Here is a 25804-nt window from a genome sequence, read left to right as displayed (position 1 = left end):
ATTAAACCAGAATCAACAGAGCCAATACGACCACTGCACCCACACCCATAGACGCTATATACCAACGCACCTGGCCGTTCTCGCTCACCGTCAGACCGCGGTTCCCCCAGCGGGAGAAGACGGCCGGCAGGTTCATCAGCGAGTTCAGCGGATCGCGTTGCAGCAGCTTCGCAATGCCCAGATACGGCTTGACGAATACTTTGTCATACAGCCAGTCGAAGCCCCAGGCATGGAACCACCAGGTCGAGAAGAAACGCCCCGGCGCGCTGTTGGCGATGCTGTTGACCAGGCTGCGTTTGCCCAGCCACAGCGCGGCCGCCAGCAGAATGCCGACGATAGCCACCACGCCGGAGGTAATTTCCAGCGTCAGTACGCTGCCGTGCGCCAGTTCGGTCGTCTCCGGCAGCACGCCCTGCAACGGCGGCACGATCATCGCGCCGACGAAGGTGGACAGCACCAGCAGAACCAGCAGCGGCAGGTGGTGAGTGATGCCTTTACCGGCATGCGCTTTGATTTTCTCTTCGCCATGGAACACGATGAAAATCATACGGAAGGTGTACAGCGAGGTCATGAACGCACCGACCAGGCCGGCAACCATCAGGTTGATGTGGCCGTTGGCCATCGCGCCCGCCAGGATCTCGTCCTTACTGAAGAAGCCGGCCGTGACCAGCGGCAACGCAGACAGCGCCGCGCCGCCCACCAGGAAGCAGACGTACACCAGCGGGATGCTCTTGCGCAGGCCGCCCATCTTGAAGATGTTTTGCTCGTGGTGGCAGGCCAGGATCACCGAACCGGACGACAGGAACAGCAGCGCCTTGAAGAACGCGTGAGTCATCAGGTGGAAGATCGCCGCGTCCCATGCCTGCACGCCCAGCGCCAGGAACATGTAACCGATCTGGCTCATGGTAGAGTAAGCGAGCACGCGCTTGATGTCGGTCTGCACCAGCGCGGCGAAGCCGGCCAGCAGCAGAGTGACCGCACCGACGATGCCCACCAGATGCAGCACTTCCGGCGCCATCAGGAACAGGCCGTGCGTGCGGGCGATCAGGTAGACGCCTGCGGTCACCATGGTCGCCGCGTGGATCAGTGCGGAAACCGGGGTTGGGCCCGCCATCGCGTCCGCCAACCAGGTTTGCAACGGCAGCTGCGCCGATTTACCGACCGCGCCGCCCAGCAGCATCAGCGTCGCCCAGGTGATGGCCGTATCGCCCACCGCCAGTTTCTGCGGCGCCAGGATCATCAGCTCGCGGATGTTCAGCGTGCCCAGCTCGTTGTAGAGGATGAACAGCGCGAACGCCAGGAACACGTCGCCCACGCGGGTGACGATAAAGGCTTTCATCGCCGCCGCGCCGTTGGCCGGATCTTTGTAGTAGAAGCCGATCAACAGGTAGCTGCACAGGCCCACGCCTTCCCAACCCAGATACATCAGCAGCAGGTTGTCCGCCAGCACCAAGACCACCATGCTGGCGATAAACAGGTTGGTGTAGGCGAAGAAGCGCGAATAGCCCTCTTCACCGCGCATGTACCAGGAAGCGAACATGTGGATGAAGAAGCCGACGCCGGTGACCACCGACAGCATGGTCAGCGACAGGCCGTCCAGCACCAGTGTCACGCCGATATTGAAGTTGCCGACGGCCATCCAGGTCCACAGGCTTTGCTCGAACAGCTGCACGCCGGCGGCTTTCTGGGCGAAGAAATCCATCGCCACATACACCGTGACCAGCGCAGCCAGGCCGATAGAGCCCACGCCGACGGTGGCCGCCGTGTTCTCAGACCAGCGACCGCGGGAAAATGCCAACAGCAGGAACCCGATCAGCGGTAGCAGAATTGTTAAATATAATAGGTTCATCCGCGCATCTCACTGACAGTATCAATATTCAGGGTATGACGACGACGGTAGAGCTGCAGCAGCAGCGCCAGGCCGATACTGGCCTCGGCTGCCGCCAGGCTGATCGCCAGGATGTACATCACCTGCCCGTCCGCCTGGCCCCAGTAGCTTCCCGCCACGATAAACGCCAACGCCGCAGCGTTGATCATCACTTCCAGGCTGATCAGCATAAACAGCAGGTTGCGGCGCACCAGCAGCCCGGTCAACCCGAGCACAAACAGGATAGCCGCCAGGATCAGGCCGTGTTGAAGAGGGATCATGCTTGCTCCTCCGATTTTCTTCTCGCCATTTCGCCACCCACCGGCGCGTTGCTCAGCACCTCGCCAGGCTTGTGCTCGCGGCCGATATGGAAGGCGACAACCAGACCCGCCAACAGCAGCATTGAAGCCAGCTCAACCGCCAATACGTAAGGCCCGAACAGGCTGATGCCCACCGCCTTCGCGTCAACCATCTCACCGCTGATGCCCTGATCGGATACGCTGCGGATCGCAACGATCAATACCACCAGCAGCGCCAGTGACAGCAGGCCAGGCCCGATCCACACCGTCGGCTTCATCCAGTCGCGCTCTTGCTGCTGCACGTTGCCGAGGTTCAGCATCATCACCACGAACACGAACAGCACCATGATGGCGCCCGCATAAACGATGATTTCCAATGCGGCGGCAAAGTAGGCGCCGAGAGAGAAGAAGACTGCCGAGATCGCCAATAACGAGACGATCAGATACAGCAGCGCATGCACAGGGTTGGTATGGGTGATCACGCGAATCGTCGCGGCCACCGCAATCAAACCTGCCAGATAAAATGCAATTTCCATGCTTGCTGGCTCCTTAGGGCAACAGACCTTTGACGTCGATCGGTTTGGCTTCGTTTTCGGCTTCGCCTTTGGCTTTGCCGTCAATCGCCATACCGGCCATCCGGTAGAAGTTATATTCCGGATATTTACCCGGCCCCGAGATCAACAGATCTTCTTTTTCGTACACCAGATCCTGACGCTTGTACTCGCCCAGTTCGAAATCCGGCGTCAGCTGGATAGCGGTAGTCGGGCAAGCCTCTTCGCACAGGCCGCAGAAGATGCAGCGCGAGAAGTTGATGCGGAAGAACTCCGGATACCAACGGCCGTCTTTCTGTTCTGCCTTTTGCAGCGAGATACAGCCGACCGGGCAGGCAACCGCACACAGGTTACAGGCGACGCAGCGCTCTTCGCCGTCCGGATCGCGCGTCAGCACGATGCGGCCGCGGTAGCGTGGCGGCAGGTACACCGGTTCTTCCGGATACATCTGGGTTTCGCGCTTGGCGAAGGCATGCATGCCAATCATCCAAATGCTGCGCATCTGGGTGCCGAAACCAACCACTAACTCTTTCAATGTCATGGTTTATTCACCCCTTATTGAGCGTTGTACAAAATGACCGCGGCGGTTGCCAGCAGGTTCAGCAGCGTCAGCGGCAGGCACACTTTCCAGCCGAAGGACATCACCTGGTCATAACGCGGACGCGGCAGCGCGGCGCGGATCAGGATGAACATCATCATGAAGAAGGCCGTTTTCAACGCGAACCAGATGAATGGCGGCAGGAACGGACCCTGCCAGCCGCCGAAGAACAACGTCACAATCAGGGCGGACACGGTGACGATACCAATGTATTCCCCCACGAAGAACAGACCGAACTTCATGCCGGAATATTCGATGTGGTAACCGTCGGCCAGTTCCTGCTCTGCTTCCGGCTGGTCAAACGGGTGACGGTGACACACCGCCACACCGGCGATCGCGAAGGTCACGAAGCCGAAGAACTGCGGAATGACGTTCCAGACGTGCGCCTGAGATTCAACGATGGCCTGCATGTTGAACGAATCCGCCTGCATCACCACGCCCATCAGCGACAGGCCGATGAACACTTCGTAGCTCAGGGTTTGCGCGGAGGCGCGCATCGCGCCCAACAGCGAGTATTTGTTGTTGCTCGACCAGCCGGCGAACAGCACGGCGTACACCGCCAGGCCGGCCATCATCAGGAAGAACAGAATACCGATGTTGAGATCGGACACCGCCCAGGTCGGGCTGACCGGCACGATGGCAAATGCCAGCAACAGGGAAGTAAAGGCGATCATCGGCGCCAGGGTGAAGATCACCCGGTCGGAGAATCTCGGCACCCAGTCTTCCTTGAAGAACATTTTGATCATGTCGGCGACCAGCTGCAGCGAGCCGCCCCAGCCTACGCGGTTCGGTCCGTAGCGGTTCTGGAACAGGCCGAGCAGGCGGCGTTCGCCGAAGCTCATGAATGCCCCGCACGCCACGACCACCAACAGGATCACGACCGCTTTAAGAATGGCGATCAAGATGTCGATCACCTCAGGGGTAAACCAGCTCATCGTGCCGCCTCCCGCAGATTGTCTACCTTAGCACCCACCAAGATCGGCGGGATCCCTGGCAAGCCGAGCGGCAAACCAACCTGGCCCTGGGTCAGGGTTTCACTCAGACGCACCGGCAGACGCAGAGTCTGGCCCGCGCAGCTGAACTCCACCAGGCTGCCCGCATTAACGCCAAGCGTCGCCGCATCGGCCGGGTTGACCATCACGTAGGCTTCCGGCATACGCTGCTGGATCACGTGAGAGCGCTGCGACATTTCATCGCTGCCGAACAGGTGGTAGTAAGGCGCGACACGCCAGCCGTCGTTCGGATTGAACGCGGCAGGCACGCGGTCGAAGTAACCGAGGCTGCCCTCCCCCGCTTCGATCAGTCGCACGCCCGGATCGCCGTGGCGCAGTTTGCCGCCCACTTCGGCCTGGAACTTGTTCCATGCCTGCGGTGAGTTCCAGCCTGGCGCCCAGGCGAACGGGATCTGCTGACGATCGGCCAGCGGGCTGTTGTTCCCTTCCATCGAGAAGGCGAACATGGTGTCTTTATCCTGCGGCTGACGCGGCTCGTGCACGCTGATGTTGGCGCGCATGGCGGTACGGCCGCTGGAACGGTGCGGCGAACGCGCCAGCTTCTGACCGCGAATGCGGAACGTCGCGTCCGGCGCGGCATCGACGATGCCCTGCAGCTGCGGCAACGCGGCGACGCAAGCGGCGATCACGTCATCGAGCTGGGTCCAGTCCACGTGGCGGCTGGTGTAGGTGGAGTGCAGCGAGTGCATCCAGCGCCAGCTTTCCAGCATCACGGTGAACTGATTCTTCTTGGCGTCGTCGTAGTAAGCCGGATCGTATACCTGGAAGAAGCGCTGCGCGCGGCCTTCCTGGTTGATCAGCGTACCGTCGCTCTCGGCGAAGCTGGCCGAGGAGAGGATCAGATTGGCTTTGTCCATGATCGCGGTGCGCTGGTGGTCGGCGACGATCAGGTTATTGACCTTGGCCAACGCCGCGTCCACCTGCGCCGCCGGCGCATGGCGATAGAGATCGTTTTCCATCACGATGGCGGTGTCGGCTGCGCCGCTCGCCAGCTGTTCCAGCGCCTGATCGAGCGAACCGCCGCCGATCATCGCCAGGCCCATGCTGTTGGCTGCGCCCGCCACGAAGGTGATGCCGACGTCGGAACCGCGGCCCTTCAACGCTTTGGCGATGTTGGCCGCCGCTTCGATGATGGCTTCGCTGCCGGCGTTGCTGCCGGTCACGATCAGCGGTTTGCGTGCGCCGGTCAGCGCCTGCACGATGATGTCGACTTTCTTGTTCAGGCCTTCAGCCAGATCGTTCACCGCCGGCGCTGCGCTATCCAGCGCGTGAGCGATGGCGAAGCCGAAGCGCGCCTGCTCGTCTACCGGCGCGCGGTAGTTCCAGGCGGCGATGTCATCCAGACGAGTGTTGTCGACGTTGGTGGTGAACAACGGATACTTGGCGTGTTGGCCGATATTCTGCACCGCCGCGATCTGCCAGTCGGCCACGCGTTGCGCCGCCGCCATCGCGCGGGCTTTGCCCTTGACGGCCTGACGTACGGACAGCGCGATGCGCGCGCCGGTTTGCGTCAGGTCTTCGCCCAGCACCAGCACCGCGTCGTAATCTTCGATCTCACGCAGCGCCGGCGTATGGACGCCGCCGTTTTTCAGCACGTTCAGCATCAGCGACAGGCGTGATTGCTCCGCCTGAGCGATACCGGTGTAGTAGTTCTCGGCGCCGACCAGCTCGCGCAGTGCGAAGTTGCTTTCCAGGCTGGCGCGCGGGGAGCCGATGCCGATGGTTTTCTTCGCCTGACGCAGGATGTCCGCCGCGCCCTGCATCGCCTGCTCGGCGTTCAGGGTGATCCAGTCGTCGCCGCGCAGCTGCTGCGGTTGACGCGGACGATCTTTCTGGTTGACGTAGCCGTAACCGAAACGGCCGCGGTCGCACAGGAAGTAGTGGTTCACGCTGCCGTTGTAACGGTTTTCGATACGGCGCAGCTCACCATAGCGCTCGCCCGGGCTGGTGTTACAGCCGATGCTGCACTGCTGGCAAATGCTCGGCGCGAACTGCATGTCCCATTTACGGTTGTAACGCTCGGAGTGCGTTTTGTCGGTGAAAACGCCGGTCGGGCACACTTCCACCAGGTTGCCGGAGAACTCGCTTTCCAGCGTGCCGCTTTCCGGGCGACCGAAGTAGACGTTGTCGTGTGCGCCGTACACGCCGAAGTCGGTGCCGTCCGCATAGTCTTTGTAGTAACGCACGCAGCGATAGCAGGCGATGCAGCGGTTCATCTCGTGCGAGATAAACGGCCCCAGTTCCTGATTGTTGTGGGTGCGCTTGGTGAAGCGGTAGCGACGGAAGCTGTGGCCGGTCATTACCGTCATATCCTGCAGGTGACAGTTACCGCCTTCCTCACACACCGGGCAATCGTGCGGGTGGTTGGTCATCAACCACTCAACCACGCTTTCACGGAACTGCTTCGCTTCGCCGTCATCGATAGAGATAAAGGTGCCATCGGATGCCGGGGTCATACAGGACATCACCAAACGGCCGCGCGTATCTTCCGCGTTTTGGTATTGCTTTACCGCACATTGGCGGCAAGCGCCGACGCTTCCCAGCGCCGGATGCCAGCAAAAGTAAGGAATATCAAGGCCGAGGGAGAGACAAGCCTGCAGCAGGTTGTCCGCCCCGTCTACCTCATACTCTTTGCCGTCTACATGAATCGTAGCCATAGTCAGCATGCTTCCAAGTGGCCTGCCTTGCGGCAGGCGTTAATCAAAAATTCTGGCCGTGTTCGGGCGAATTCGGCTTACCAGCGCTGCTTCAGCAGATTGTTCGGCTGAATGCCGCCAATCGCATGGGCGTTGCCGAAGTGCTGCACGGCGATACCCGCCTCGAACTCTTCACGGAAATATTTAATCGCGCTTTGCAGTGGCTCTACGGCACCTGGCGCGTGGGCGCAGAAGGTTTTGCCCGGGCCGAGGGAACGGCACAGCTGTTCGAGGGTTTCAATATCCCCCGGCTGCCCTTCGCCGTTTTCCAACGCACGCAGGATCTTCACGCTCCACGGCAGGCCGTCGCGGCATGGCGTACACCAGCCGCAGGACTCACGGGCGAAGAACTCTTCCAGGTTGCGCACCAGCGGCACCATGCCGATTTCGTGGTCTACCGCCATCGCCAGCGCGGTGCCGAGACGGCTGCCGGCTTTACCGATCGCGCCGTATTCCATCGGCAGGTCGAGGTGATCGGCGGTCAGGAAGTCGGTGCCCGCGCCGCCCGGCTGCCAGGCTTTGAAGCGCAGACCGTCGCGCATGCCGCCGGCGTAGTCTTCCAGGATTTCACGCGCGGTGGTGCCGAACGGCAGCTCCCAGACGCCCGGATTTTTCACCCGGCCGGAGAAGCCCATCAGCTTGGTGCCTTTGTCTTCACTGCTGGAGATGCCGGTGTACCACTCCACGCCGTTCGCCAGAATGGCCGGCACGTTGCACAACGTTTCGACGTTGTTGACGCAGGTCGGCTTGCCCCACACGCCGGCGCTGGCCGGGAATGGCGGCTTGGAGCGCGGGTTGGCGCGGCGGCCTTCCAGCGAGTTGATCAGCGCGGTTTCTTCGCCGCAGATGTAACGGCCGGCGCCGGTGTGCACGATCAGCTCGAAATCAAACCCGGTGCCGAGAATGTTCTTGCCCAGATAGCCGGCTTCGGTGGCTTCCGCGATGGCGCGACGCAGATGGGCCGCCGCTTCGATGTACTCACCGCGCAGGAAGATGTAGCCACGGTAGGCTTTCAGCGCGAACGCGGAGATCAGCATGCCTTCCACCAACAGGTGCGGCAGCTGTTCCATCAGCAGGCGGTCTTTATAGGTGCCCGGTTCCATCTCATCGGCGTTACACAGCAGGTAACGGATGTTCATGGATTCGTCCTTCGGCATCAGGCTCCACTTCAAACCGGTGGAGAAGCCCGCGCCGCCGCGGCCCTTCAGCCCGGAATCTTTCACCAGGCTGACGATCTCGTCGGGCGCCAGGCCCTTCAGGGCCTTTTCCGCACCGGCATAGCCGTTTTTGCTGCGGTATTCGTCCAGCCACAGCGGCTGCTTGTCATCGCGCAGACGCCAGGTCAGCGGATGCGTTTCGGGAGTGCGTACAATGTGCTTGGTCATTGATACTGCTCCAGTAGCGTCTCGATATCTTCAGGCTTCAGCTGACTGTGAGTGTCCTCATCAATCATCATGGTCGGCCCTTTATCGCAGTTGCCCAGACAGCAGGTCGGCAACAGCGTGAAGCGGCCATCAAAGGTGGTTTGACCCGGCTTGATGTTCAGCTTCTTCTCGATAGCGGCCTGAATGCCCTGGTAACCGGTGATGTGACAAACAACGCTGTCACAATAACGGATCACGTGACGTCCTACTGGCTGACGGAAAATCTGGCTGTAGAACGTGGCCACGCCTTCTACGTCGCTGGCGGGGATGCCCAGCACTTCCGCGATGGCGTAAATCGCACCGTCCGGAACCCAACCGCGCTGCTTCTGCACAATTTTCAGTGCTTCGATGGAAGCGGCGCGCGGATCCTCGTAATGGTGCTTTTCGTGCTCGATCGCATCACGTTCTTCCGCGCTCAGTACAAATGCATCAACGCCGCTCTGAGGAGCGGCTGCGTTGATGGGCTCGAGCGCATCATTGACTGCGTGATTGTCTTTTTGATCATGCATAGTTAGCGGTCCACATCTGACATTACAAAATCGATACTACCCAGATAGACGATCAGGTCGGAAACCAGGCTGCCACGGATGACCGATGGGATCTGCTGCAGGTGCGCAAAGCTCGGCGTACGTACCCGGGTGCGATAGCTCATGGTGCTGCCGTCGCTGGTCAGGTAGTAGCTGTTGATCCCTTTGGTGGCTTCAATCATCTGGAATGATTCGTTGGCTGGCATCACCGGGCCCCAGGAAACCTGCAGGAAGTGGGTGATCAGCGTTTCAATGTGCTGCAGCGTGCGCTCTTTCGGCGGCGGCGTGGTCAGCGGGTGATCGGCCTTGAACGGGCCTTCCGGCATGTTGTTCAGGCACTGTTCGAGGATGCGCAGGCTCTGGCGCAGCTCTTCCACCTTCAGCATCACGCGGGTGTAGCAGTCGCTGGTGCCGTCGCCGACCGGCACTTCGAAGTCGAAGTTCTCGTAGCCGGAATACGGACGCCATTTACGCACGTCGAACTCAACGCCGGTCGCGCGCAGGCCGGCGCCGGTCACGCCCCACTCCAGCGCTTCTTTGGCGTTGTAAGACGCGACGCCGATGGAGCGGCCTTTCAGGATACTGTTCTTCAGCGCCGCTTTCACGTAGGAGTCCAGACGTTTCGGCATCCAGTCGAGGAATTCACGCAGCAGGCGATCCCAGCCGCGCGGCAGATCGTGCGCGACGCCGCCGATGCGGAACCAGGCCGGGTGCATACGGAAACCGGTGATCGCTTCCACCAGATCGTAGATCTTCTGACGGTCGGTAAAGGCGAAGAACACCGGAGTCATCGCGCCGACGTCCTGAATGAAGGTGGAGATGTACAGCAGGTGGCTGTTGATGCGGAACAGTTCGGACAGCATCACGCGGATGGTGTCGACGCGCTCAGGCACCTTGATGCCGGCCAGTTTCTCGACCGCCAGCACGTAAGGCATTTCGTTCACGCAGCCGCCGAGGTACTCGATGCGGTCGGTGTACGGAATGTAGCTGTGCCAGGATTGACGCTCGCCCATCTTCTCGGCGCCGCGGTGGTGATAGCCGATATCCGGCACGCAGTCGACGATCTCTTCGCCGTCCAGCTGCAGAATGATGCGGAACGCACCGTGCGCGGACGGGTGGTTCGGGCCGAGGTTGAGGAACATGAAGTCTTCGTTCTCGGTGCCGCGCTTCATGCCCCAGTCTTCCGGCTTGAAGGTCAGCGCTTCCATCTCCAGATCTTCTTTCTGCTTGGTCAGCACGAAAGGATCGAATTCGGTGGCGCGCGCCGGGTAGTCCTTACGCAGCGGGTGCCCTTCCCAGGTCTGCGGCATCATGATGCGCGACAGGTGCGGGTGGCCGTCGAAGGTGATGCCGAACATTTCCCAGGTTTCGCGCTCGTACCAGTTGGCGTTCGGGAACACCTTGGTCGCCGTCGGCACGTGCAGGTCTTTTTCAGACAGCGCCACCTTCAGCATGATGTCGCGGTTGCGCTCGATGGAGATCAGATGGTAGAAAACGGAGAAATCCGCAGCGGGCAGGCCGTCGCGGTGGGTGCGAAGACGTTCGTCCACGCCATGCAGATCGAACAGCATGACATACGGCTTCGGCTGTTTTCTCAGGAACGTCATTACTTCCAGTAACTGGTCAGGTTTAACCCATACCACGGGCATGCCGGTGCGGGTGGCCTGAACAGTAAAGGCTTCCGGCCCAAAACGGTTGCGCAGTTCGCCGATCACCGGGTCGTCAAGGTGATCTCGGGTCTGCCAGGCAGGCAAGGCGTCGTGCGTCGTCAAATCTGTCATAATTTTTTTTCACCACACTAAAGGGTTATTCGCCGCAAGTTTCACTTTTCGCTGTGTTAACCAATAGCGCACTAAGATGGACGTTAAATGAACGTCTTAAATCTCGTCAGGCGTCCGGAGGTTGGTCACCGCGATGCGCTCGCCGTGTTTACGCTCTCTTTCAGACTGCATATTGGCGCGGTAAACGCCCTGATCGCCGACAACCCACGACAGCGGGCGACGTTCTTTGCCGATGGATTCCTGCAACAGCATCAGCGCTTGCATGTAGGCTTCCGGACGCGGTGGGCAGCCGGGAATGTACACGTCGACCGGCAGGAACTTGTCCACGCCCTGCACCACGGAATAGATGTCGTACATGCCGCCGGAGTTGGCGCAGGCACCCATCGAAATCACCCACTTCGGTTCCAGCATCTGCTCGTAGAGGCGTTGGATGACCGGGGCCATCTTGGTGAAGCAGGTGCCGGCCACCACCATCAGGTCAGCCTGACGCGGGGAGGCGCGCAACACTTCCGCACCGAAACGCGCCACGTCGTGAACGGCGGTAAACGACGTCACCATCTCCACGTAACAGCACGAAAGGCCGAAGTTATACGGCCAAATAGAGTTTTTACGCCCCCAGTTCACCATGTCATGCAGCGCATGTTCGAGTTTACCCATGTAAACCGTGCGGTGGACCTGTTGTTCCAGGGGATCGGCGACGATCTCCTGTTTTTGCAGGGGATAACGGTCGTTCTCACCGTTCGGGTCTATGCGGGTGAGCGTATAGTCCATCTTAATGCCTCGCTGTTACTGCGGATGACTGTTGGTGTTAGTGATCGTGCTCGGTTTGCTGCGGCGTTGGGAACGCGCCGGAGTCCAATCCAACGCGCCGATGCGCACCAGATAAACCAGACCGGCCAATAGCACCAAAATGAAAATGGCGGCTTCGATAAAGCCCACCCAGCCGCTCTCGCGAATCGAGACCGACCAGGCATACAGGTATAAGGCTTCAACGTCGAAAATAACGAAGAACATGGCCACCAGGTAGAACTTGGCGGACAAGCGCATGCGCGCCGTGCCGACCGAGTCGATGCCTGATTCAAACGGGGTGTGTTTGGCGCGCGCCCGGGCTCTCCCGCCCAAGAAGAACGCACCCAGCAGCATTAAGCCGCAAAGCCCGATAGCCACGACGAGAAATACGGCGAGCGCCCAGTGATGAGCGATAACTTCAGTGGTTGTTGACATACTCTATGCTTACTCATCAAAAGTGGCGTCGATCGCACTGCTCTTGTCACCGGCAGTTAGTGCGCCACATCGATTTAAGGGAAGGATAAATAACCACACAAACAAACTGCTTTTACAGCGAGTTAGGCAGCGTTTTTCTGTGGGCTTTTTACTCCTTTCTATAACCTTTTGTCAACTTTGACAAAAGTATCTACACACTAGTTTACATACGTATCATTTGATTAACATTTGATGCGCCAGGGACAGGCTAAATCGTGTCAGTTAATTTTTGTGTAGAAACAGATAGATATAAACCAACATGCACATTTCAGTTTTACTATACCATTGTCTCAGGAATTCCCTGTTCTTCCACTCACTACCTAGGGGTATTTTTTTGATCCAGGACACGTTTTCAGCATAAATCCTCAAAAAAAGTGTGGCCCTTTAACAATTTTCCTCAAATTAAGCCGCAAAAACGGCCGCCATAAGCTAACAAAATAACCCTGCTATTACCATGCCTTTAACTCATTCAATCTTATTGTTCAAAAAATAAACCCAGCATCTTAAACCCGGTCAAATTCTCTTTTCAGCAACGCTTAAAAGTTAATAAAACAGGAAACTCATAACAAAATCACACTTAAACCTCTATAACAGTAGAAATCATTAAAAAACGGCCAAAAAAAACCTCCGCCGAAGCAGAGGTTTTTCATCAGATATCACGCCGCGGCGTTATTCTTCTTCGTCCACCAGGCTGGCATCATCCTGATCGCCCTGGAGACCGGCTTCCGCGCCGTTGAAGCCATAGCCGTCATTGCCGCCCTGCATCGCGCTGAAGATGGCCATTGCCAGTTCGTTGCTGCACTGCGCGTTTTTGCACAGCGCATACTGGGTATCCGGCAGCGGCGGCAAACCTTCCACCGCGCCCAGCACCCGCAGATCGGGGCTCATCATCTCGATCGGCCGCGCGGTCACGCCCAGGCCGGCCTTACAGGCCGCCCGCACCGCAGACAGCGTGGAGGCGACGTAGGCGATACGCCACGGGATACCGGCTTCGTCCAACTGTTTGATCGCCAGCGCGCGGAACGGGCTTGGTTCATCCATCACCACCAGCGGGATAGGTTCGCCGGCCTGATAGTGGTAATCGGCAGCGCAGTACCACAGCGTCGGCGACGTGCGCAGCACGATGTGCGGGTGCCCGGCCGGATCGGCCGTGGTCACCGCCAGATCGATCTCACCCTCTTCCAGCAGATCGACCATCGTCGTGCTGCGCTTTACGCGCACGTCAATGGCCAGCTTCGGATAGATGGCGGTCACACGGTTCAACAGGAAAGGCAGAATGGTATCGGCGGTGTCGTCGGAAGCGCCGATGGTCAGAACACCTTTAATATTGTTGTACATCAGCGAGGTACAGGCTTCGTCGTTAAAGCGCAGGATCTTCCTGGCATAACCGAGAAGCTGAATACCATGCTCAGTCAGGAGTTTGTTGCGCCCATGGCGGGCAAACAGTTCTTTGCCGACCAGTTGCTCTAATCGCTGCATTTGTTGGCTGACGGCTGATTGCGTACGGCAAACGGCAACAGCCGCCGCCGCGAAGGTATTCAAATCAGCAACCGCAACAAAGGTTCTTAGCAGATCGAGGTCGAGATTAAGTATCGGACGATTTGCAGTTGTCATAGTGTATTCTTCACTTTTTTAAATTCTAATTTACGAACTACTACCCTGGTGTGTTTCTCAGACGCCGTTGAAAAGGACGGAGCCTGTTATGACAGTACCCCACTCATAAGTGGAGGGCAAAAAAATTACTTATGATTCGTTACCTCTATCGCCTTTTAAAATGCGATCTATCGATGGTGCTTATAGAACGCGGGAGACTGAATACCGGTGGAAAGGGAAAACCCCCACCGAACCTGAGATTTTACTCATTGATACCGCCTAATTTCCACTCCATTCGTGCTACTGAGAATCCTTATCAACCGGCGTTCAGACTGCATTACAGAGTAAGAAAAATAAATAATTAACGGCACCAACTTCGTGTTATCACTCAATGAATTTAATAAATTCAATCAGTAAGATTTTTACTTTAAATAATAATCCTATAACCACATAAACAATGCTTAAGCTGAAATATAAAGTAAAGCTAATGTAAATATGCCATTTTCTTAGTGTGGTGCGCTAACCGGCAACCCGCTATCAGACAACTCCGGTATTATCGTTCCTTTACAGTTTATTGAAGCCCATTCTCACTTTCGGCTTATCATTTCACTGCTACCGGCCGCGATCGCCGGCACGTCTCGTTTATCGACACGCAATTTCACAGAACAAAACCCTAGTAAAATTATAGTTCATGAAATTATGAACCACAAAATAACTTTACCTTTGCTTATCATAACTAAAATCCCCCGTTACGACATGCATTTGCACCAAAGGCGTGCAAAACCCTTCAAAAGCAACTACGCCAGGAGTACATTGGGCGGGTTGCGGCGTCCCACGGTAGGAGCGCCCCTATCCCAGCAAAAGGCTCAACTTTTTATGTCCCCCATTGAGAAATCCAGCAAACTGGACAACGTCTGCTATGACATTCGCGGCCCGGTGCTTAAAGAAGCTAAACGTCTTGAAGAAGAAGGCAACAAAGTCCTGAAACTGAACATCGGCAACCCTGCCCCGTTCGGCTTCGACGCCCCGGACGAAATCCTGGTCGACGTGATCCGCAATCTGCCCACGGCGCAAGGTTACTCCGACTCCAAGGGCCTCTTCTCGGCGCGTAAAGCGATCATGCAGCACTATCAGGCGCGCAACATGCGTGACGTGACCGTTGAGGATATCTACATTGGCAACGGCGTCTCCGAGCTGATCGTTCAATCCATGCAGGCGCTGCTCAACAGCGGCGACGAAATGCTGGTGCCGGCGCCGGACTATCCGCTGTGGACCGCCGCGGTCTCGCTGTCCGGCGGCAAGGCCGTACATTACCTGTGCGATGAGCAGGCCGGCTGGTTCCCGGATCTGGACGACATCATCAGCAAGATCACCCCGCGCACCCGCGGCATCGTGATCATCAACCCGAACAACCCGACCGGCGCGGTGTACAGCAAAGCGCTGCTGGAGCAGATCGTCGAGATCGCCCGCCAACACAACCTGATCATCTTCGCCGACGAAATCTACGACAAGATCCTGTATGACGAAGCGGAGCATCATTCGATCGCTGCGCTGGCGCCGGATCTGTTGACCGTGACCTTCAACGGCCTGTCGAAAACCTACCGCGTGGCGGGCTTCCGTCAAGGCTGGATGGTGCTGAACGGGCCGAAGAAGCACGCCAAAGGCTATATCGAAGGGCTGGAGATGCTGGCTTCGATGCGCCTGTGCGCCAACGTGCCGATGCAGCACGCCATTCAGACCGCGCTGGGCGGTTATCAAAGTATCAGCGAATTCATTCAGCCCGGCGGCCGTCTGTACGAACAGCGCAACCGCACCTGGGAACTGCTCAACGACATTCCGGGCGTCTCATGCGTGAAGCCGCAGGGCGCGCTGTATATGTTCCCGCGCATCGATGCCAAACGCTTCAATATCCATGACGACCAGAAACTGGTGCTGGATCTGCTGCTGCAGGAAAAAGTGCTGCTGGTGCAGGGGACCGCATTCAACTGGCCCTACCCGGATCACGTGCGTATCGTCACCCTGCCGCGCGTAGACGAGCTGGAAATGGCGGTCGGCAAGCTGGGCCGTTTCCTTGAAGGCTACCATCAGTAATCGCCTGGGGCGCAGCGCCTTGCTGCGCCCTTCTCTCATTGCCCGGTTGCAAAATTCGCCGTCACTGCTTCACAATGGGGCCCTCACTTGCCGTTAAAGAGAGCACCATGAGCCAGAGCCATTTCTTCGCCCATCTGTCCCGCCTGAAACTGATCAACCGCTGGCCACTGATGCGCAACGTGCGTACCGAGAACGTCTCCGAACACAGTCTGCAGGTGGCCTTTGTCGCCCACGCGTTGGCGGTGATCAAGAACCGCAAATTCAACGGCAATCTCAACGCCGACCGCGTTGCCCTGCTGGCGATGTACCACGACGCCAGCGAAGTGATCACCGGCGACATGCCGACGCCGATCAAGTACTACAATCCGCAGATCGCCCATGAGTACAAGAAGATCGAAAAGATCGCCCAGCAAAAGCTGCTGGACATGATCCCCGCGGAACTGCGCAACGATTTCCGCACCATTCTCGATGAGCACTACTACAGCGAAGATGAAAAACAGGTGGTAAAGCAGGCGGACGCATTGTGCGCCTACCTGAAATGCCTGGAAGAACTCTCTGCCGGCAACAACGAATTCACCCTGGCCAAGGCGCGGCTGGATAAAACCCTGGAGCAGCGCCGCAGCCCGGAAATGGACTACTTCATGGAGGTATTCATTCCCAGTTTCAGCCTGTCATTGGACGAAATCAGCCTCGACAACTCGCTGTAACCCCGCCGGCGCAGCCTCGCTGCGCCGTTAAAAACCGTAGAGCCACGGCACCACAATCACGCTGACCGCCATCACCAACAGGGTGAACGGCACGCCGAGCCGCACGAAATCGCCGAACTTGTAATTGCCCGGCCCCAGCACCAGCGTATTGACCGGTGAAGAGACCGGCGTCATAAAGGCGGCGGACGCGGCGACGGCGATAATCATCGCGAACGGGTATGGCGATACCCCCATTTCGCGCGCGGCGGCAATGGCGATCGGCGCCATCAGCACCGCCGTCGCGGTGTTGGAAATAAACAGGCCGATGGTGGCGCACAAGACGAACAGGCACAGCAGCATCACGCGCGGCCCCGCGCCGCCGGCGACGTCCATCAGCCCGCTGACGATCAGATCGACCCCGCCGGTCTTTTGCAGCGCCTGCGCGAACGGCATCATGCCGACGATCAAAATAATGCTCGGCCAATGGATTGATTTATAGGCGCTCTCCATATCAATACAGCGGAACTTGCCCATCAGCAAACAGGCGATCAGCGCCGCGATTGGGTTGGGGATTTCGTCGGTCAGCATCATCGCCACCATCAGCGCCAGACAAAACAGCGCGTGCGGCGCCTGCGTGATGGCCGGTGCCACTTCGTCCACCTCGGCCGGCAGATTGAGCACGATAAAGTCGTGGGTTTTGGCCTGCAGCTGACGAATCGCCTTCCAGTCGCCGATCACCAGCAAGATGTCGCCCAGTTCCAGCGGCTCGTCCACCAACTTGCCGCCCAGCGTCTCGCCGTGGCGGCGGATGCCCACCACGTTCAGATCGTAGCGGCTGCGGAACGCCGCTTCGCGCAGGCTTTTGCCCAGCAGCGCCGAGTCCGGGATCAGCGAGACCTCCGCCATGCCGACGTTGCGCGATTGTTCCGAGAAGTAATCACCGCGCAGCACCATCGGCTCCAGCCGCTGTTCGCCGCAGAATTCACGCAGATCGACCTGGCTGTCCGACATGTCGATCAAGAGGACGTCGCCCTCGCGCAGCTCGGTGCTGCCGGAGGCGCTGACCATCACCCGCCGGAAGCGTTTCCAGCGCTCGATGCCCACCACGTTGGCGCCATAGCGCGCGCGCAGGTGCAGCTCGTCCAGCGAACGCCCGATCAGCGGCGAAGCGCTGCGGACAGCCAACCGCCGCGCACGGCCGGTCAGCTTGTAATCGCGGATCAGGTCACGGAAGGAGCGGCGCTGCCAGTCGTCGCCGGCTTTGCCCGTGTCACTGCTGCCCAGCCAACGGCGGGCGATCAGCATGTAGCCGACGCCCAGCGCCAGCACCGCCAGGCCGATGGGCGTCACGCTGAAGAAACCGAAACCATGGATGCCTTCGCGCACCAGTTCGCTGTTGACCACCATGTTGGGCGGCGTGGCCACCAGCGTCATCATGCCGCTGATAAGCCCGGCGAAACTGAGCGGCATCATCAGCCGCCCCGGCGCGATCTTCATTCTCGCCGTCACGCTGAGCACCACCGGGATAAAGATCGCCACCACGCCGGTCGAGCTCATAAATGCCCCCAGCCCGGCGACCGTCACCATCAGCAGCATCAACATTTTGGTTTCGCTGCTGCCGGCGACTTTGACCAGCCAGTCGCCCACCTGATAAGCCACGCCAGTGCGCACCAGCCCTTCGCCGATCACGAACAGCGCGGCGATCAAAATCACGTTGGGATCGCTGAAACCGACCGTCGCCTCCTGCAGGCTGAGCGTGCCGCTCAGCACGAAAGCGATGATCACCAACAGCGCCACCACGTCCATACGCAGCTTGTTGGTGGTAAACAGCACGATGGCAATCAGCAGTAAACTCAGCACCCACAGTAATTCGCTGTTCAAAACGGCCTCATCCGGCAAATGTCCAAGGGCCTAAAAAATAGCATAAAAAAACCCCGCCGAGGCGGGGTCTAATCAATTAGGGTGAAGATAATGCCACTCAGGCCAGCCGGCGAACGATCGCGCCCTGCGCCGTTTTATCGACGGCGATCTGCGCCAGCGAATCCAGCCGCAGGTCGACCTGCTCCAGCTTCGGCGCATCGGCCGGGGCGTTGACCGCAATCACCTGGCAACCCGCCGCCAGGCCGGAGAGAATGCCGGCCGGTGCGTCTTCGACCACCACGCACTCGTGCGGCGCCAGCCCCAGGCGCTCGGCGCCCAGCAGATAGGCGTCGGGCTGCGGCTTGCCATGTTTAACCTGCTCAGCGGTGATGAACACCGCCGGCTGCGGCAAACCGCCGGCCTGGCGGCGAGCGCCGGCCACCGGCACCGAACCGGAGGTGACGATCGCCCAAGGGATGCCGAGCGCGTTCAGGCGCTCCAGCAACGCAATCGCGCCAGGCAGCGCGCGAACGCCGTCGGTATCCTGCGCTTCCACCTGCTCCAGCAATTGGAATTCACGCTGAATTTCCGCTTCGCTTTCACCCGGCATAAAGTGGCGCAGAGAAGTAATGGCCTGTTTACCGTGAATGAAGTCCAGCACCGCTTGCGGGTCGACGCCGCGGCGCTCGGCCCAGTGCGTCCAGGCGCGCTCTACCGCCGGCAGCGAATCCACCAGGGTGCCATCAAGATCGAACAGAAAACCCTTACACTCCACAGAAAACCTCTTCTTAATCAAGCATTGATGATTTGCGCTATCTCAACGGCGCTCAAGTGATACTGGCGCGGGCAGGCCTGCCAAATCGCCAGCATACGCTGATATTTTTCCCACATTTTGGTCTGGGCGTTAAAACCGTGGCTGCCAGAATCAAAGTGAGTATAGCGCCCCTCGGTGCTGACCAGGAAACGCACGTAACTCAGGTAGCGCGCCTCGGTCGCGGCATCGAAACCGAGAAACGCCAGGCGGCGCTCGTCCAGATCCTGCTTCTCTTTCAGGTTGCCCCAGGAAACCTGCAGCGCATGATGCATCTCCATCACGTTGATGATGGTGCGGCACACCTCTTCGCTCAGTTCGCCGAAGTCGCGATCCAGCTCGCGCATTTGCAAACCGAAGCCGCGTTCGACGATGGTTTGCAACCGGCGATAACGATCGCCGTTGTCCGGATCGAGCAGGGTCATCATCTTGTACTGATTCGACAGGATCAGCCGCTGGGCGTTGGTCATTTCCATCAGGATTTCCTCATTTCTGTGTGATGGCGGGAGCATCGCACAGCGCAAGAACGCAGGAAATCACAACTCGACCGTTCTTTGATTTAAACCGGGGTTATTGGCGCTTAGACGAAAAAGGCCGCACAGCGCGGCCTTTTTTCATTTACAGATCGTCAAGGAAGGTTTTGTCCAGCTGCTTGAAGGCGCGCTTGAGCAAATCAGCCAACGTCTGATAGGTCGGCGTGCCTTCGAGCGGCGCCACCGCCTGTCCGGCTTCCGTCAGCTTGTTACGCACCTCATGGAACCATTGCAACAGCGTCGGCGGCAGCGGCGTGACCGAACGGCGCCCCAGCCACCACAAGCCCTGCATCGGCAGGCTGCAAGCGAACAGCGCGGTGGCGATCGCCGGGCCGAGCTGGCCGCCGAGCGCGATCTGCCAGGTCAGCGTGAAAATCGCCAACGGCGGCATGAAACGAATAGCGAAACGGGTGGCACGCGCAACGCGGTTCTCCGGAAAGACCGGTGCCAGACGTTTGTCTGACGGCCAGGTTTTCATATAATGCTGCCCGCGCTGGAAGACCTGAAACCAGCTTACGGAACCGGACGGTTTGCTCGTCATTGCGTACCTCAACGTCACGTAAAGAAACTAAAAGCGTGCTGCCAGAGACCATACTAAAAAATTTGAAGCTTTAAATTTATTTTGTGTTTGCACCGGGCTATCGGTATCCTAAGCCGGCCTTGTGGCCGGTAGAAGATGACGTAAATTTTGTCAACTTTTAGCCCTATAAAAATCAAGATTATTTAAACCGCAGAGAAATCATCGGTTTTTCCATCATCCTGTGATTTGTGCACTTCACATGATGTTAATCATAAATGTCATCGGCACTATGCGCTACGCTTGTTGTCTGATTGACGATTAATTCACCACGTGTGTTCGATTTTCTTTTAACAACACGACTATTTAAGTAGGTACTTCCATGTCGAGTAAGCTAGTACTGGTTCTTAACTGCGGCAGTTCTTCTCTGAAATTCGCCATCATCGATGCCGTTAACGGCGACGAATTCCTCTCCGGTTTGGCCGAGTGTTTCCACCTGCCTGAAGCTCGCATCAAGTGGAAAATGGACGGCGCCAAACACGAAGCTGCCCTGGGGGCCGGCGCTGCACACAGCGAAGCGCTGAACTTCATTGTTAATACTATTCTGGCACAAAAACCAGAGCTTTCCGCGCAGCTGACCGCCATCGGCCACCGCATCGTGCACGGCGGCGAGAAGTTCACCGCCTCCGCCGTGATCAACGACGAAGTTCTGCAGGGTATCAAAGATTCCGTGCCGTTTGCACCACTGCACAACCCAGCTCACCTGATCGGCATCGCGGAAGCGCTGAAATCCTTCCCTCACCTGGCTGACAAGAACGTTGCCGTGTTCGACACCGCGTTCCACCAGACCATGCCGGAAGAATCTTACCTGTACGCCCTGCCGTACAGCCTGTATCGCGACCACGGCGTTCGCCGCTACGGCGCACACGGCACCAGCCACTTCTACGTGACTCAGGAAGCCGCGAAGATGCTGAACAAGCCGGTGGAAGAAGTGAACGTGATCACTTGCCACCTGGGCAACGGCGGTTCCGTCACCGCAGTGCGCAACGGCCAGTGCGTTGACACCTCCATGGGTCTGACCCCGCTGGAAGGCCTGGTAATGGGCACCCGCAGCGGTGACATCGATCCGGCTATCATCTTCCACCTGCACGATTCTCTGGGCATGAGCGTTGATCAGATCAACAAGATGCTGACCAAAGAATCCGGCCTGCTGGGCCTGACCGAAGTCACCAGCGACTGCCGTTACGTTGAAGACAACTACGACAGCAAAGCCGACGCCAAACGCGCCATGGACGTGTTCTGCCACCGTCTGGCCAAATACGTCGGCGCCTACAGCGCGCTGATGGAAGGCCGTCTGGACGCGGTGATCTTCACCGGCGGCATCGGCGAGAACGCCGGCATGGTGCGTGAGCTGACCCTGAACAAACTGGGCCTGCTGGGCTTCGAAATCGATCACGATCGCAACATGGCCGCTCGCTTCGGCAAATCCGGCGCCATCACCAAAGACGGCAGCCGCCTGGCGCTGGTGATCCCGACCAACGAAGAGTTGGTCATCGCGCAGGACGCATCCCGCCTGACCGCGTAATGCTCTCAAAACACCGTCAGCCCAGGCTGACGGTGTTGTTTTAGCCTCATGTTAATCGTGAAGAGGACTATTCAGTGTCACGTACTATTATGTTGATCCCCACCGGCACCAGCGTCGGCCTGACCAGCGTCAGCCTGGGTGTCATCCGCTCCATGGAGCAAAAAGGCGTTCGTCTGAGCGTGTTCAAACCTATCGCTCAACCGCGCACCGGCGACAACGCACTCGACCAGACCACCACTATCATCCGCAGCAACTCCACCATCCCGGCGGCCGAACCGCTGCGCATGGATTACGTTGAGGGCCTGCTGAGCTCCAACCAGCAAGACGTGCTGATGGAAGAGATCGTGGCGCGCTACCACGAGAACACCAAAGACGCGGAAGTGGTGCTGATCGAAGGCCTGGTGCCGACCCGCAAGCATCAGTTCGCCAACGCGCTGAACTACGAGATCGCCAAAACCCTGAACGCCGAGATCGTCTTCGTGCTGGCGCTGGGCAACGACTCCCCGGCGCAGCTGAAAGAGCGCATCGAACTGGCGCGTACCAGCTTCGGCGGCAGCAAGAACAAAAACATCACCGGCGTGATCATCAACAAGCTGAACGCACCGGTCGACGATCAGGGCCGCACCCGTCCTGACCTGTCCGAAATCTTCGACGACTCCACCAAGGCCAGCATCGCCCATGTCGATCCTGCGCAGCTGTTCGCCAACAGCCCGCTGCCGGTTCTGGGCTGCGTGCCGTGGAGCTTCGATCTGATCGCCACCCGCGCCATCGACATGGCTCGCCACCTGAAGGCCCACGTGGTCAACGAAGGCGACATCATGACCCGCCGCGTGAAGTCCGTGACCTTCTGTGCGCGCAGCATTCCGCACATGCTGGAACACTTCCGCCCGGGCTCCCTGCTGGTGACCTCCGCAGACCGCCCTGACGTGCTGGTCTCCGCCTGCCTGGCGGCGATGAACGGCGTGGAAATCGGCGCCATCCTGCTGACCGGCGGCTACGCCATCGACGAGCCGATCAAGAAGCTGTGCGAACGCGCCTTCCAGACCGGCCTGCCGGTGTTCATGGTCGACACCAACACCTGGCAGACCTCGCTGAGCCTGCAGAGCTTCAACCTCGAAGTGCCGGCGGACGACCACCAGCGCATCGAGAAAGTGCAGAACTACGTGGCCAGCCACATCAGCACCGAGTGGATCGATTCGCTGACCGCCACCTCCGAGCGTTCACGCCGCCTGTCTCCACCGGCGTTCCGTTACGAGCTGACCGAGCTGGCGCGTAAAGCCGGCAAGCGCATCGTGCTGCCGGAAGGCGACGAACCGCGCACCGTGAAAGCGGCGGCCATCTGTGCCGAACGCGGCATCGCGGAATGCGTGCTGCTCGGCGACCCGGACGAGATCCAGCGCGTCGCGGCGGCGCAAGGCGTTGAGCTGGGCAAAGGCATCGAAATCGTCGATCCGGTCGCCGTGCGTGAAAACTACGTGCCGCGTCTGGTTGAGCTGCGCAAGAGCAAGGGCATGACCGAAGTGGTCGCGCGCGAGCAGCTGGAAGACAACGTGGTGCTCGGCACCCTGATGCTGGAACAAGGCGAAGTCGACGGTCTGGTCTCCGGCGCGGTTCACACCACCGCCAACACCATCCGTCCGCCGTTGCAGCTGATCAAAACCGCGCCGGGCAGCTCGCTGGTGTCCTCCGTGTTCTTCATGCTGCTGCCTGACCAGGTACTGGTCTACGGCGACTGCGCGATCAACCCGGATCCGACCGCCGAGCAGCTGTCTGAAATCGCCATCCAGTCTGCGGATTCCGCCGCCGCCTTCGGCATCGAGCCGCGCGTGGCGATGATCTCCTACTCCACCGGCAACTCCGGTGCGGGCAGCGACGTCGAGAAAGTGCGCGAAGCGACCCGTCTGGCGCAGGAAAAACGCCCGGACCTGATCATCGACGGCCCGCTGCAGTACGACGCCGCCATCATGGCCGACGTTGCCAAGTCCAAGGCGCCGAACTCACCGGTGGCCGGCCAGGCGACCGTGTTCATCTTCCCGGATCTGAACACCGGCAACACCACCTACAAAGCGGTACAGCGTTCCGCTGACCTGGTCTCCATCGGGCCGATGCTGCAAGGCATGCGCAAGCCGGTGAACGACCTGTCGCGCGGCGCACTGGTTGACGATATCGTCTACACCGTTGCGCTGACGGCGATCCAGTCTTCCCAGGCTGACGCTGCCGCCGCCAAGGCCTGATATTCTTCAGGTTGAGCGATAAAAAAGCGCCGGTCACTGACCGGCGCTTTTCTTTTGCGTTCCCTAACGCGCCAGCAGCTGCCCGGCGGCCTCCAGAATATGTTCGGCGGTCAGACCATACTCCTGCTGTAAAAACGCCTGGGTGCCCACCTGGCCGTAACGCTCCTTCACCCCCACGCGCCGCATCGGCGTCGGGCACTCCTCCGCCAACACCTCCGCCACCGCCGATCCCAGCCCGTTATGAATGCTGTGGTTTTCACAGGTGACGATGCGTCCGGTCTTGGCCGCGTAGGTTTTGATCAGTTCACGGTCGATAGGCTTGAGGGTGAACATATCGATCACCGCCGCGCTGACACCCTGCCGCGCCAGCATCTCCGCCGCCTTCAGCGCCTCCGCCACCATGATGCCGTTGGCGATCAGCGTGATATCGTCACCGTCGCGCAGCAGGTTGCCCTTGCCGATGGTAAAGCGCGAGCCTTCCTGGTAGATGCGCGTCGCCTGCTTGCGGATGGTGCGCACCCAGTAGAAGCCGCGCAGATCCATCAGCTGGCGCAGAACGTCGGCGAACATGGTGGCGTCGGTCACCTCCAGCACCACCGAATGCGCCAGCCCGCGCACGATGCCCATGTCTTCGAACGACATGTGGGTGCCGCCGTTGTGGCAGGCGCTCACCCCCGCGTCGGAGGCGATCACTTTGACGTTGTTGCGCTGGTAATCCAGCGACATGAACAGCTGATCGAAACAGCGGCGGCTGGCGAAGGCGGTGAAAGTGTGCACGAACGGCACCCGGCCGGTGAGCGACAGCCCGGCGGCGACGCCGATCACGTTGGCCTCCATGATGCCGCAGTTGATCACGTGCTGCGGATGATCCTGGTGCACGCCGTCCATCGCCATCGAGCTCATCAAATCCGCCTCCAGCGCGATGATCGGCGCGCCCGCCTCAATCTGCCGCCGCACCGCGCCGGCGTAGACTTTGCGCATTTCGACGGTGTCGTTTTCCAACTGCGTCACTACGTTAAACATGGGCGGCCTCCAGTTCGGCGATGGCTTTTTCGATCTCCAACTGCACGTCCGGCGTCAGGCGCAGGTGGTGTGAGTTCGACAGGTTTTCCAGATAGGTCACGCCCTGTCCCTTGATGCTGTCGAGCACGATCGCCAGCGGCCGCTGTTCACCGCCGCGCGCCGGCGCTACCGCCGCCAGCAGCGCCGCGATGTCGTCGCCCTTGACAGTCTGCACCTCAAAGCCGAAGGCGCGGAACTTGGCGGCCAGATCGAACGGTTGGATCACCTCGTCCAGCGCGCCGTCCAGCTGTTGCTTGTTGTAATCGATGAACAGCGTCAGGTTGTTCAGGTTGTGGTGGGCGATAAACTGGAACGCCTCCCAGCACTGTCCTTCATTCAGCTCCCCGTCGCCGAGAATGCTGAACACCCGATTGCGCCGCCCCGCCAGCCGATGGGATAACGCCATGCCGGCGGCGATCGACACGCCCTGCCCCAGTGAGCCGGTGGTGGCGTCCACGCCGCGCGTGCGCAGCCGGTCCGGGTGGCTCGGCAGACGCGTGCCGTTCTGGTTGAGGGTCTTCAGTTCCGCCAGCGGGAAGTAGCCCTTGATCGCCAGCGTGCTGTACAGCGCCGGGCCGGCGTGCCCTTTCGACAGCACAAAGTCATCGCGCTCCGGCCAGTCCGGATCCGCCGGATCGATGCGCATCACGCCGCCGTACAGCACCGCCAGCGTCTCCACCACCGACATGCAGCCGCCATAGTGGCCGAAGCCCAGCCCGGTCAGCGCTTTCAGCGTTTCCAGGCGGATCGCGCGCGCCAGGGCACGCAGCTCTTCAATTTCCGTTTCGCTCGTTGTGTCGTTCATCAGTCTGC

22 protein-coding genes are annotated in these 25804 nt (G+C 59.3%); 4 read left to right on the top strand and 18 right to left on the bottom strand.

Annotation, left to right across the window (positions count from 1 at the left end; genetic code table 11):
- Position 1 precedes the first annotated feature (1 nt).
- From nuoL to lrhA, 12 genes are all read right to left on the bottom strand, one after another.
- A complete protein-coding gene (nuoL, locus tag ACJ8OK_RS00995; protein ID WP_015378577.1) occupies positions 2-1849 on the bottom strand; it encodes an NADH-quinone oxidoreductase subunit L in 1848 nt (615 codons plus the stop codon).
- Positions 1846-2148 carry an NADH-quinone oxidoreductase subunit NuoK gene (gene nuoK, locus ACJ8OK_RS00990; RefSeq protein ID WP_004936014.1) on the bottom strand — a complete coding sequence of 101 codons (303 nt, stop codon included), beginning with the start codon at positions 2146-2148 and terminating at the stop codon, positions 1846-1848. Before nuoK ends, nuoL begins: the two co-directional genes overlap by 4 nt.
- Positions 2145-2702, bottom strand: coding sequence for an NADH-quinone oxidoreductase subunit J (nuoJ, locus tag ACJ8OK_RS00985; RefSeq protein WP_004936018.1), 558 nt, complete (start codon positions 2700-2702; stop codon positions 2145-2147). Before nuoJ ends, nuoK begins: the two co-directional genes overlap by 4 nt.
- 13 nt (positions 2703-2715) lie before the next feature.
- Positions 2716-3258 carry an NADH-quinone oxidoreductase subunit NuoI gene (gene nuoI / locus ACJ8OK_RS00980; protein WP_004936019.1) on the bottom strand — a complete coding sequence of 181 codons (543 nt, stop codon included), beginning with the start codon at positions 3256-3258 and terminating at the stop codon, positions 2716-2718.
- Positions 3259-3272: 14 nt separating this feature from the next.
- Positions 3273-4250, bottom strand: a complete 978-nt coding sequence (nuoH, locus tag ACJ8OK_RS00975; RefSeq protein WP_004936022.1) for an NADH-quinone oxidoreductase subunit NuoH — start codon at positions 4248-4250, stop codon at positions 3273-3275.
- The gene (nuoG, locus tag ACJ8OK_RS00970) at positions 4247-6985 is read right to left on the bottom strand and encodes an NADH-quinone oxidoreductase subunit NuoG (RefSeq protein ID WP_081877849.1); all 2739 of its coding nucleotides are present in this window, start codon (positions 6983-6985) and stop codon (positions 4247-4249) included. Before nuoG ends, nuoH begins: the two co-directional genes overlap by 4 nt.
- A 77-nt stretch (positions 6986-7062) precedes the next feature.
- Positions 7063-8409, bottom strand: a complete 1347-nt coding sequence (gene nuoF / locus ACJ8OK_RS00965) for an NADH-quinone oxidoreductase subunit NuoF (protein WP_261441053.1) — start codon at positions 8407-8409, stop codon at positions 7063-7065.
- The gene (nuoE, locus tag ACJ8OK_RS00960; RefSeq protein ID WP_004936034.1) at positions 8406-8957 is read right to left on the bottom strand and encodes an NADH-quinone oxidoreductase subunit NuoE; all 552 of its coding nucleotides are present in this window, start codon (positions 8955-8957) and stop codon (positions 8406-8408) included. The genes nuoF and nuoE overlap by 4 nt, the downstream gene beginning before the upstream one ends.
- Positions 8958-8959: 2 nt before the next feature.
- The gene (gene nuoC / locus ACJ8OK_RS00955; protein WP_004936036.1) at positions 8960-10756 is read right to left on the bottom strand and encodes an NADH-quinone oxidoreductase subunit C/D; all 1797 of its coding nucleotides are present in this window, start codon (positions 10754-10756) and stop codon (positions 8960-8962) included.
- A gap of 96 nt (positions 10757-10852) precedes the next feature.
- Positions 10853-11527, bottom strand: a complete 675-nt coding sequence (locus ACJ8OK_RS00950) for a NuoB/complex I 20 kDa subunit family protein (protein ID WP_004936039.1) — start codon at positions 11525-11527, stop codon at positions 10853-10855.
- Positions 11528-11542: 15 nt separating this feature from the next.
- Positions 11543-11980 (bottom strand): NADH-quinone oxidoreductase subunit NuoA, encoded by a 438-nt coding sequence (nuoA, locus tag ACJ8OK_RS00945; protein WP_004936040.1) that lies wholly within the window; start codon positions 11978-11980, stop codon positions 11543-11545.
- 708 nt (positions 11981-12688) lie between these two features.
- The gene (gene lrhA / locus ACJ8OK_RS00940; protein WP_004936045.1) at positions 12689-13633 is read right to left on the bottom strand and encodes a transcriptional regulator LrhA; all 945 of its coding nucleotides are present in this window, start codon (positions 13631-13633) and stop codon (positions 12689-12691) included.
- A gap of 855 nt (positions 13634-14488) precedes the next feature.
- On the opposite strand from lrhA, the gene ACJ8OK_RS00935 reads away from it, so the two are divergent.
- Entirely contained in the window at positions 14489-15703 is a 1215-nt protein-coding gene (locus ACJ8OK_RS00935; RefSeq protein ID WP_004936047.1) for a pyridoxal phosphate-dependent aminotransferase, read from the top strand.
- Positions 15704-15810: 107 nt separating this feature from the next.
- Positions 15811-16410 (top strand): 5'-deoxynucleotidase, encoded by a 600-nt coding sequence (gene yfbR, locus ACJ8OK_RS00930; protein ID WP_442530334.1) that lies wholly within the window; start codon positions 15811-15813, stop codon positions 16408-16410.
- Positions 16411-16437: 27 nt separating this feature from the next.
- Here yfbR and ACJ8OK_RS00925 read toward each other — a convergent pair whose 3' ends face one another.
- The 4 genes from ACJ8OK_RS00925 to yfbV all read right to left on the bottom strand — a co-directional run bounded on the left by ACJ8OK_RS00925 (position 16438) and on the right by yfbV (position 20134).
- On the bottom strand, positions 16438-18288 hold the full coding sequence (locus tag ACJ8OK_RS00925) for an SLC13 family permease (RefSeq protein ID WP_071591449.1): 1851 nt from the start codon (positions 18286-18288) through the stop codon (positions 16438-16440).
- Positions 18289-18367: 79 nt separating this feature from the next.
- The gene (locus ACJ8OK_RS00920; protein WP_004936056.1) at positions 18368-19024 is read right to left on the bottom strand and encodes a sugar phosphatase; all 657 of its coding nucleotides are present in this window, start codon (positions 19022-19024) and stop codon (positions 18368-18370) included.
- A gap of 17 nt (positions 19025-19041) precedes the next feature.
- The gene (locus ACJ8OK_RS00915; RefSeq protein ID WP_004936059.1) at positions 19042-19536 is read right to left on the bottom strand and encodes a YfbU family protein; all 495 of its coding nucleotides are present in this window, start codon (positions 19534-19536) and stop codon (positions 19042-19044) included.
- Positions 19537-19678: 142 nt separating this feature from the next.
- Positions 19679-20134 (bottom strand): terminus macrodomain insulation protein YfbV, encoded by a 456-nt coding sequence (gene yfbV / locus ACJ8OK_RS00910; protein WP_004936061.1) that lies wholly within the window; start codon positions 20132-20134, stop codon positions 19679-19681.
- 358 nt (positions 20135-20492) lie between these two features.
- Between yfbV and ackA the strand changes: the two genes are divergently transcribed.
- Positions 20493-21695 (top strand): acetate kinase, encoded by a 1203-nt coding sequence (gene ackA, locus ACJ8OK_RS00905; RefSeq protein ID WP_004936063.1) that lies wholly within the window; start codon positions 20493-20495, stop codon positions 21693-21695.
- A gap of 74 nt (positions 21696-21769) precedes the next feature.
- Complete coding sequence (gene pta / locus ACJ8OK_RS00900; protein WP_442530333.1) at positions 21770-23929, top strand: phosphate acetyltransferase; 2160 nt, start codon at positions 21770-21772, stop codon at positions 23927-23929.
- 63 nt (positions 23930-23992) lie between these two features.
- Here the strand turns inward: pta and ACJ8OK_RS00895 are convergent, their stop codons facing one another.
- Positions 23993-24952 carry a transketolase family protein gene (locus tag ACJ8OK_RS00895; protein ID WP_033632504.1) on the bottom strand — a complete coding sequence of 320 codons (960 nt, stop codon included), beginning with the start codon at positions 24950-24952 and terminating at the stop codon, positions 23993-23995.
- Positions 24945-25796: a transketolase gene (locus tag ACJ8OK_RS00890; RefSeq protein ID WP_004936071.1), complete on the bottom strand. Its 852-nt coding sequence runs from the start codon at positions 25794-25796 to the stop codon at positions 24945-24947. Before ACJ8OK_RS00890 ends, ACJ8OK_RS00895 begins: the two co-directional genes overlap by 8 nt.
- Positions 25797-25804 lie beyond the last annotated feature (8 nt).

Source organism: Serratia sp. CY71090 (genome assembly GCF_052166845.1).
Lineage (GTDB): Bacteria > Pseudomonadota > Gammaproteobacteria > Enterobacterales > Enterobacteriaceae > Serratia > Serratia nematodiphila.
Note: the sequence above shows the minus strand (reverse complement) of the source record. Positions and strands in the feature narration are given on the sequence as shown.